The organism is Formosa algae, assembly GCF_001439665.1.
GTDB lineage: Bacteria > Bacteroidota > Bacteroidia > Flavobacteriales > Flavobacteriaceae > Formosa > Formosa algae.
The window spans coordinates 57,161-66,674 of record NZ_LMAK01000008.1; the positions used below are offsets into that span (position 1 = coordinate 57,161).

General features: G+C 34.8%; 9 protein-coding genes. 3 read left to right on the top strand and 6 right to left on the bottom strand.

Annotated features, from left to right (window positions below; genetic code table 11):
* Nucleotides 1-8: 8 nt before the first annotated feature.
* The 5 genes from AST99_RS03065 to AST99_RS03085 form a co-directional block, all read right to left on the bottom strand.
* Entirely contained in the window at nucleotides 9-2,174 is a 2,166-nt protein-coding gene (locus tag AST99_RS03065) for a prolyl oligopeptidase family serine peptidase (protein ID WP_057779025.1), read from the bottom strand.
* 94 nt (nucleotides 2,175-2,268) lie between these two features.
* On the bottom strand, nucleotides 2,269-3,258 hold the full coding sequence (locus tag AST99_RS03070) for an aspartate-semialdehyde dehydrogenase (RefSeq protein ID WP_057779027.1): 990 nt from the start codon (nucleotides 3,256-3,258) through the stop codon (nucleotides 2,269-2,271).
* 135 nt (nucleotides 3,259-3,393) lie between these two features.
* Nucleotides 3,394-3,804: a large-conductance mechanosensitive channel protein MscL gene (gene mscL / locus AST99_RS03075; protein WP_057779029.1), complete on the bottom strand. Its 411-nt coding sequence runs from the start codon at nucleotides 3,802-3,804 to the stop codon at nucleotides 3,394-3,396.
* Between the two features lie 61 nt (nucleotides 3,805-3,865).
* On the bottom strand, nucleotides 3,866-4,972 hold the full coding sequence (gene alr / locus AST99_RS03080) for an alanine racemase (protein ID WP_057779031.1): 1,107 nt from the start codon (nucleotides 4,970-4,972) through the stop codon (nucleotides 3,866-3,868).
* Entirely contained in the window at nucleotides 4,965-5,612 is a 648-nt protein-coding gene (locus AST99_RS03085; RefSeq protein ID WP_057779033.1) for a thymidine kinase, read from the bottom strand. The genes alr and AST99_RS03085 overlap by 8 nt, the downstream gene beginning before the upstream one ends.
* Before the next feature lie 100 nt (nucleotides 5,613-5,712).
* Here AST99_RS03085 and AST99_RS03090 point away from each other — a divergent pair, with 100 nt between their 5' ends.
* The 3 genes from AST99_RS03090 to AST99_RS03100 all read left to right on the top strand — a co-directional run bounded on the left by AST99_RS03090 (nucleotide 5,713) and on the right by AST99_RS03100 (nucleotide 8,613).
* Nucleotides 5,713-6,462: a hypothetical protein gene (locus AST99_RS03090; RefSeq protein ID WP_057779036.1), complete on the top strand. Its 750-nt coding sequence runs from the start codon at nucleotides 5,713-5,715 to the stop codon at nucleotides 6,460-6,462.
* Nucleotides 6,463-6,553: 91 nt separating this feature from the next.
* A complete protein-coding gene (gene rsmI / locus AST99_RS03095) occupies nucleotides 6,554-7,228 on the top strand; it encodes a 16S rRNA (cytidine(1402)-2'-O)-methyltransferase (RefSeq protein ID WP_057779038.1) in 675 nt (224 codons plus the stop codon).
* Nucleotides 7,229-7,248: 20 nt separating this feature from the next.
* Nucleotides 7,249-8,613, top strand: a complete 1,365-nt coding sequence (locus AST99_RS03100; protein WP_057779040.1) for a dihydrolipoyl dehydrogenase family protein — start codon at nucleotides 7,249-7,251, stop codon at nucleotides 8,611-8,613.
* A gap of 75 nt (nucleotides 8,614-8,688) precedes the next feature.
* Here AST99_RS03100 and AST99_RS03105 read toward each other — a convergent pair whose 3' ends face one another.
* Nucleotides 8,689-9,279 (bottom strand): carboxymuconolactone decarboxylase family protein, encoded by a 591-nt coding sequence (locus AST99_RS03105; RefSeq protein ID WP_057779042.1) that lies wholly within the window; start codon nucleotides 9,277-9,279, stop codon nucleotides 8,689-8,691.
* Nucleotides 9,280-9,514 lie beyond the last annotated feature (235 nt).

Below are 9,514 nucleotides of genomic sequence, written 5' to 3' on the forward strand. Positions count from 1 at the left end.
TTAAAGGCTTATCCTTTTACTTCTTCTGTGGGTGTGTTTGGTAGCGTATCGAATCCCATATTATATAATGTAAATCCAAAAATATCTGCATATTGTTCTATGGTTTTACTAACAGGAGTTCCTGCACCATGACCAGCATCTGTTTCAATTCTAATTAAAACAGGATTACCAATTTTTTGTTTGCTCTGTAATTGCGCTGCAAATTTAAAACTGTGAGCAGGAACCACACGGTCGTCATGATCGCCAGTGGTTATTAATGTTGCTGGATAATGCTTCCCCGTTTTTACATTATGTACAGGCGAGTATGCTTTTAAATATTCGAACATTTCTTTATTGTCTTCTGCTGTACCATAATCGTAAGCCCAACCCGCTCCAGCTGTAAAGGTGTGGTAACGCAACATGTCTAGTACGCCAACAGCCGGAAGTGCGACTTTCATTAAATCTGGTCGCTGTGTCATGGTAGCACCTACCAATAATCCGCCATTAGAACCTCCTTTAATTGCTAAATATTTAGACGATGTATATTTGTTATCAATTAAATATTCTGCGGCTGCTATAAAATCATCAAAGACATTTTGTTTTTGCATTTTTGTACCAGCATCATGCCAAGCTCTTCCGTATTCGCCACCTCCGCGTAAGTTTGGTACGGCGTAAATTCCGCCTTTTTCCATCCAAACAGCATTGGCAATACTAAATGATGGTGTTAAACTAATATTGAATCCGCCGTAAGCGTATAAAATTGTAGGGTTTTTACCATTTAAATCTGTGCCTTTTTTATACGAGATAATCATTGGTATTTTGGTGCCATCTTTAGAATTATAAAAGACTTGTTTACTCTCGTATTGATCAGGATCAAAATCTACATTTGGTTTAACGTACACTTCAGAATCTCCTGTTTTAGGATTAAAAGCATAACTTGTTGCTGGTGTTGTGTAATTAGAGAATGTGAAATATAAAGTTTCATTTTCTTTTTTTCCTGCGAAACCATTTACCGTTCCAACGCCTGGTAATTCAACCTCTCTCACTAATTTACCATTATAATCGTATTGTTTTATATGTGATACAGCGTCAACCATATAATTAGCAAAAATAAACTGAGTTCCTATTGAAGGCGTTAATACGTTTTCTGTTTCAGGAATAAAATCTACCCAATATTCAGGCGTAGGATTTGATGCATCTACAGTGATTATTTTTTTATTTGGAGCATTTAAATTGGTGACTAAAAAGAGTTTGCTTCCAATATTGTCTAATAAATAAGTGTCGCTATTGGTGTCTTCTAAAATAGGAATAAACGTGCTGTTGGGTTTAGTAAGATCTTTAATGTATAGTTTGTTTCCGGAAGTAGAAGTACGTGGCGAGATAATTAAATAGTGATCGTCTTCGGTTACAGTCGCATTTATGTAACGGTGTTTTTGATCTGCTATCCCTCCAAAAATAAGTTTATCTTGACTTTGATTAGTACCTATTTTATGATAATAGACTTTGTGCTGATCTGTTTTAGCAGAAAGCTCGCTCCCTTTAGGTTTGTCGTAACTCGAGTAATAAAACCCGGCATTACCTTTCCAAGACATGCCACTAAATTTCACATCTACTAAAGTATCTTCTATCACAGCTTTCGTTTCTGTATTTATAATAATAATTTTTCTCCAGTCGCTACCGCCTTCAGATATTGAATACGCGGCCATACTACCATCTTTAGAGAATGATAATCCGCCCAAAGATGTTGTCCCGTTATCGCTAAAGGTATTCGGGTCTAAAAAGACCTCTTCTGTTTTATCGTTATCTGTCGTTCTGTAAATTACATATTGGTCTTGTAGTCCATTGTTTTTATAGAAATAATTATAGGCTCCTTCTTTAAATGGCGATCCAATTTTTTCGTAATTCCAAAGCGTAGAAAGGCGATTTTTAATAGAATCTCTAAACGGAATTTTATTTAAATAATCGTTTGTAATTTTATTCTCGTCTTTAACCCAAGCTTCTGTTTCCGGACTTCTGTCGTCTTCCAGCCAACGGTATGGATCTTTAACCTCGACACCAAAATAAGTATCTACAGTATCTGTTATTTTTGTAATAGGATAGTTCACTATTTGATTATTATTTTTCTTTAGCTCTTGCTCATTTTTGCAAGCGCTAAAGAGTGTTAAGACAATTAAGCTAGCTAGTAGTTTTTTCATAAAAAAAGTGTGTTGTAGGGAATCAAAAATAACGAAAAAGCTCCTAAGCAAAGATGCAAAGGAGCTTTTTTTAATATATATTTAAGGAGTTTCCTTATATTAATTTATTTTCAATTAAATACTCTGCAATTTGAATGGTATTTGTTGCAGCACCTTTACGTAAATTGTCTGCTACAATCCACATGTTAATTGTGTTTTTCTGTGTTTCGTCTCTTCTAATACGTCCCACAAAAACTTCATCTTTATCATGCGCATAAATAGGCATTGGGTACGTGTTTGTGTCTGTATTGTCTTGTACAATTACTCCTGGAGTTTCGCTTAATAATTTACGAACATCTGCCAATTCATAATCGTTTTCAAATTCAATATTTACAGATTCAGAGTGTCCTCCAGCTGTTGGAATTCTAACTGCAGTTGCAGAGACAGAGAAAGAAGAATCGCTTAAGATTTTTTGAGGTTCGTTAGCTAATTTCATCTCTTCTTTAGTGTACCCGTTATCTAAGAAAACGTCGCAATGTGGTAATGCATTTCTTCCAATAGGGTAAGGATATGCCATTTCGCCTTCTACACCAGCAATTTCATTTTCTAGTTGTCTTACAGCTTTTACACCTGTACCAGAAACCGATTGGTATGTAGATACCACAACACGTTTCATTTTGTATTTTTTATGAAGCGGTGCTAAAGCCATAACCAATTGAATTGTTGAACAGTTAGGATTAGCAATAATTTTATCGTCTTTTGTTAATTCGTTCGCATTGATTTCAGGAACGACTAATTTTTTTGTAGGATCCATTCTCCAAGCCGAAGAATTATCGACTACCGTTGTGCCTGCTTCTGCAAATTTAGGCGCCCATTCTAAAGACGTATCTCCTCCAGCAGAAAATAAAGCGATATCTGGCTTCATAGCTACTGCATCTGCTAAACCTACAACTTTAAAGTCTTCACCTTTATAAGAAATTGTCTTCCCAACAGAGCGCTCTGAGGCAACTGGAATTAATTCTGTTAATGGAAAATTACGTTCTGCAAGAACTTTAAGCATTACTTCGCCAACCATACCCGTGGCACCAACTACAGCTACTTTCATTATATAATATTAGTTTAAGTGTGTCAATTATTATTTTGAACAAAACTAAGTATTAATAATTTAAAAAAAGCCTTAGTTTATTTAAAACCAAGGCTTTTTAACAACAAAAAACATATTGTTAATTATTTAACAATTTTATTTCTTTAGTAAATCTCTTATTTCTGCTAAAAGTTCTTCTTGTGTTGGTCCAGCTGGTGCTGCAGGAGCTGCTTCTTCTTTCTTTTTCGAATTTTCATATGCTTTTAACACCATGAAAATACAGAAACCGATAATAATAAAATCGATAACAACTTGAATGAAACTTCCGTAGTTAATAGATACTGCAGGAACTTCTGCTCCGGCGGCATTAGTTGTAGCTTCTTTAAGTACATACTTTAACTCTGTAAAATTAACATCGCCTAGCAATAAGCCAATAGGCGGCATTAAAATATCTTTAGTAAAAGATGCAACAATTTTACCAAATGCACCACCAACAATTACTGCTGTTGCAAGGTTAATAATGTCACCTTTAAGAAGGAACGACTTGAAATCTTTGAAAAATGCCATATAGTTTAAGGATTGGTTAATAATGGCGAAAGTATATAAAAAATTACAAATGTTCTTGTAATTATCTTAAAATACTGCGTTTTATGCGTTGAGAAAGCCCTGTAAGTAACTCGTATGAAATGGTATTAGCAGTTGCAGCGAACTCCTCGGCAGTAGGAAAATCTCCAAAAACAATTACTTCATCTCCTTCTTGGCAATCTATATTTGTAATGTCTACCATAATCATATCCATACATGTATTGCCAACTATTGGTGCTTTTTGCCCGTTAATGGCAACAAAACCTTTGCCGTTACCGTATTCTCTTCCTATACCATCGGCATGGCCTAGAGGTAAGGTTGCTGTTATTAATGGCGTGTCGCAAATGTGTCCGCGATTGTAACCCACACTTTGACCTGCAGGTATGTGATGAATTTGAGAAATAACCGTTTTTAAAGTGGTAATAGGCTTAAAGTGTCTGTTTTCTTCTTCAGAATTTCCAAAACCATACATACCAATACCACTTCTAACCATATCAAAATGGGCTTCAGGATAATTTATAATTCCAGAAGTATTGCACATATGCAACATGGGTGTATAAGGTAAATTAGGTGTTAGTTTTTCTGCACAGTTTTTAAATGCTTTAATCTGATTTAAGGTGAATTCTTTTTCATTTAAATCTTCACTTGCTCCTAAATGCGAAAATAAAGACACCACTCTAATGGCTTCTGTACGACTTAAAATGGAAAGGATTTCAGGAATGTCGTTTTCAGAAAACCCAAGACGATTTAATCCTGTGTTAAATTTTAAATGTACAGGATAATGTGTTAATCCTGCCGTTTCTGCTGTCGCTATAAATTCGTTTAAAATTTTTAGACTATATAGATTTGGTTCTAAGCAATGTTTTATAAGCAAGTTAAAGCTTACGCTTTGTGGGTGTAGTACTAAAACGGGGGTTGATACTCCTGCGTGTCTTAATTGTTCGCCTTCGTAAGTGTAGGCTACAGCAAAATAATCTACATCTAATGTTTCTAAAAATTTAGCAATTTCGGCAGCATCATTTCCGTACGCATATGATTTTACTACAGCCATAAACTTGGTTGTAGACTCTGTTATAGATTTAAGATAAGTAACATTGTGTTTTAACGCTTTTAAATCTATTTCTAAAAGGGTTTCCTGCGCTTTAAGCATCGGTATCTTTAGGAGTTAAATCGGAATCTTCAGTAAGGTTTAAGCCTGTGTTTTGTGCTTTATCTCTACGCATGGCTTTATAGTAAGCTGCACGGCTAAGAGGTTCGTATTCTTCAGTTTCTCCAAGTAAAACAAGAGCATCACTCTGCGATTTTCTGTAGCTGTACTGTGCTAAATTACCTGTTCTTGTACAAATGGCATGTACTTTAGTGACATATTCTGCCGTGGCCATTAAATTAGGCATTGGTCCGAAAGGGTTGCCTTTAAAATCCATGTCTAAACCAGCCACAATTACACGAATGCCTTTGTTTGCTAAATCATTACACACACGTACAATTTCATCATCAAAAAACTGAGCTTCATCAATCCCTACAACTTCACATCCATCTGCTAAAATCGGAATATTTGCAGCGGCAGGAACAGGGGTAGAACGTATTTCGTTGGCATCGTGAGAGACCACCATTTCTTCATTGTAGCGAATGTCTACCGAAGGTTTAAAAATTTCAACTTTTTGTTTGGCAAACTGCGCGCGTTTAAGTCTTCGGATTAATTCTTCCGTCTTTCCAGAGAACATCGATCCGCAGATAACTTCAATCCAACCAAATTGTTCTTTATGATTTACTGTATTTTCGAGAAACATTTTGTAATTTTAACACTAAAATTCTACAAACTTTCGTTTGTTTATAAGGGTGTAAATTTATTAAAAATTAAAAGGCGAAAATAGTTTAAATTTAAAAGTTATGAAGAAGAAATTAGAATCAGAGTTAATTAATATTGCATTAAGAATTATTAGACTTGAAGGCAAAGATGATTTAGATGCATTACATGCAGAAACTGCTATTCTTTTTGAAAAACTTTCTGTCCTTAAATTTCTGCAAGAATCTCCTGAAGGTGAGAAGCTAACCATTGCTAATGATTCTTCTTTTTTCGGGATGTTAGACAGTGCGTTTAACAATAAAGTATCTGATAGTGTAGAGGTAGACGAGCATGTTTTTATTCGTGAAGACCAGCAACAACCTAATGAAGATGCCGAAGATATTTCTGAACCAGTGATGGAAAAAATTAAGAATCTTGTTGCCGAGATGCCGCAAGAAGACGATGCGGTAGACGCATTTGTTGAAGCAATTTCTCCTGAACCAATTTACGAAAAAAACGATTTTGAAGAGATTACAGCCGATTTTAAAGAGACTCCAATTTTTGAACCCGTATCAGAATCTTCTAAAGTCGCTTCTAAAAAATCACTAAACGATAAATTAAAAAGTGGAGGTTTAAACATTGGTTTAAACGATAAAATAGCCTTTATTAAACAATTATTTGGTGGCAGTAGCGAAGATTACGATCGTGTTATTTCTCAAGTAAATACTTGTAGTAATTATGAAGAAGCAAGTCATTTAATTCAAAATGTGGTTAAAGTAGATTATAATAATTGGGAAGGAAAAGAGATTTTCGAAACGCGATTTATGCAAATTATAGAAGATAAATTCAATTAAATTATCTCAATTTTACACTTTTAATACACTATACATTTTACATGTTTATTGCTTATAGTAAAGCATAAACCTGTTATTCAATTCGCCATACATGAGTAAATTATATATTGTGCCAACGCCCATTGGTAATCTAGAAGATATGACGTTTAGAGCTGTAAAAGTTCTAAAAGAAGCCGATTTAATTCTAGCTGAAGACACCAGAACGTCAGGAAAATTACTAAAACATTTTGAAATTAATACACCATCGCAATCGCACCATATGCATAATGAGCATAAAACGGTTGAAGGTTTAATTAAAAGGTTAAAAAGCGGAACAGTAATTGCATTAATTAGCGATGCAGGAACACCCGCCATTTCAGATCCTGGGTTTTTATTAACTCGTGCTTGTGTAGAACATGGTATAGAAGTAGATTGTCTGCCAGGAGCAACAGCATTTGTGCCAGCTTTAGTAAATTCCGGATTGCCTAACGATAAGTTTGTGTTCGAAGGATTTTTACCTGTAAAAAAAGGCCGTCAAACGCGATTGTTGTTTTTAGCAGAAGAAACACGAACCATTATCTTTTACGAATCGCCACATAAATTATTAAAAACACTTACGCATTTCTGCGAATTTTTTGGAGAAGATCGACTTGTTTCAGTCTCACGAGAATTAACTAAATTATACGAAGAAACCATTCGTGGTACTGCAAAATCTGTTTTAGAACATTACACCAACAAACCGCCTAAAGGAGAAATTGTTATTGTAGTTGGAGGGAAACAAAAATAGTAAACACTAAATAAGGCATTATGAAAGAAAATAAGCATTACGACGTTTTTGTAATAGGTTCGGGCATAGCAGGACAAACCGCAGCAAAGCTTTGTGTTAAAGAAGGGAAGACTGTGGCCATAGCCGATAACCGTGCCTTTGGAGGTACTTGCGCCCTTAGAGGTTGCGACCCCAAAAAAATCTTATTACAGTTTTCAGAATTATTACATGCCAGTCAACTTTTAAAAGACAAAGGGGTTTCTAAATTGCCTAAAATAAAATGGAAAACGGTTCAGAAATTTAAATCGTCTTTTACAGATAGTATTCCACCGAGCACGGAAGAAGATTTGGTAGAATTAGGTATAGATATGTATCATCAGTCTCCCGTATTTCAGAGTGAAAATGAAATTCTAATTGAAGGCAAACTTATTTCTGCAGATAAATTTGTTATTGCTACAGGGATGATTCCGCTAGATTTAAAAATAAAAGGACAAGACTATTTAAAAGTTAGCGACGATATCTTAAATTTAAAACACCTGCCTAAAAGTGCTACTTTTATTGGGTCTGGTTATGTAGGTATGGAGTTTGCTAGCATGCTAGCTACTATGGGGTGTAAAGTTACAGTTATAGAAAAAGGACCGGCGTCTTTAACACCATTCGATCCCTTTTTAGTCGGTATTTTAGTAGATTATCTTCAAACGATCGGGATTACATTTATTTATAATGCTGAGGTTGATTCTGTAGAAAAATTAAAAAAGAATTTTAAGGTAAAATACCTTTTAGACGGTAAGAAAAAATCTGTAAAATCTAGAAAAGTATTTAATACTGCGGGTCGTGTTCCATCTGTAGAAATGTTGGATTTAGAGAAAGTTAATGTAAAATTTGACGAAAGAGGTATTATCGTAAACGATTATTTACAAAGTATTTCCAATCCTAATGTCTTTGCTTGTGGAGATGTAAGCAGTAAAGCATTACCATTAACGCCGGTGTCAGGTCTACAAGGTTATGTAGCCAGTAATAATATTATTAAAGACCAATCTAAAACGTTCGAAATTCCACCTATGCCATCTACGGTGTTTACAAATCCAAAATTGTCTAGTGTAGGATATACTGAAGAAGAAGCACTTAAACGTTTTAAAAATATTAAAATTTATAAAGGAGATGCGAGCTCTTGGTATAATGCGAAGAAAGAAAACAATCCGGTTTATGCTTATAAAGTTTTGGTGAATGAGCGTACTAATGAAATTATAGGAGCACATCTTTTAAGTACAGAAGCTCATGAAACGATTAATTTATTTTCTATGGCGATAAGTCAGAATATGACAGTTTCTGAATTTAAAAAGCAAATGTTTACCTATCCAACGTATACTAACGATTTAAAATCGATGATGAAAGACGAGGATTAAATCCCTCGATTTCTTTAAATATATAAATAAAAGGCTATCCGTAAAGATAGCCTTTTGTATTATTTAGGTTAAAGATTAACTGTGTTTCCCTGTATTCCAGCCGTGTTTTTCAAGATAGGTATTTCCGCTTTCTACGGCTCCTGTTTCAATAGAGGTTCCCATAGAATCGTTCCATCTGTTTAAATACCCAAATAAAGAAATTACGCCTAACATTTCTACAATTTCACCTTCATCCCAATATTCATAAAGTTTAGATTTTATACTGTCGTCTACCGCATTAGGAACTTGGCTGGCGGCTAGACTAAAGTCTAAGGCTGCACGTTCGGCATCAGAAAATGCAGGGTGTGTTTTATATTCCCATATGTTGTCTAATTGTTCTTGTTCTGCACCATAGCGTTCTGCTGCTCTAATGGCGTGGGCCTGACAATATCTGCAACCTGCAGCATTACTAGATACCCAAGCAATCATGCGTTTTAAGGCTGAGGTTACGCGACCTTCATTGGCCATAACAGCTTTATTTAAATTAATAAATGCTTTTGAAATGGTAGGTCTTCTTTGCATGGTTAAAACCGAGTTCGGACAAAAGCCAAGGGTTTCGTTAAAGAATTCTGCTAAGGCTTTGGTTTCTATATCGTGGTCGGGGGATAATGGCTTTACTAATGGCATAATTTAATTTTTAGTGGTATTTTTGATTAAATATATAACCTAAAATTAAGAGTTCCTAAAACTTGTATTCAAACTAATCGTGAGATTCTGATACTTTTCAGGATTACTATTTTGTTGGCTAGTGTGGAACCAAAATACATAAAAAGAAATACAAATGACTTTACATCAGTTTATAGATACATTAAGAAGTAACCCATCAACTATTGCCTTTGCAGATACTATGGCGGTGATAGAA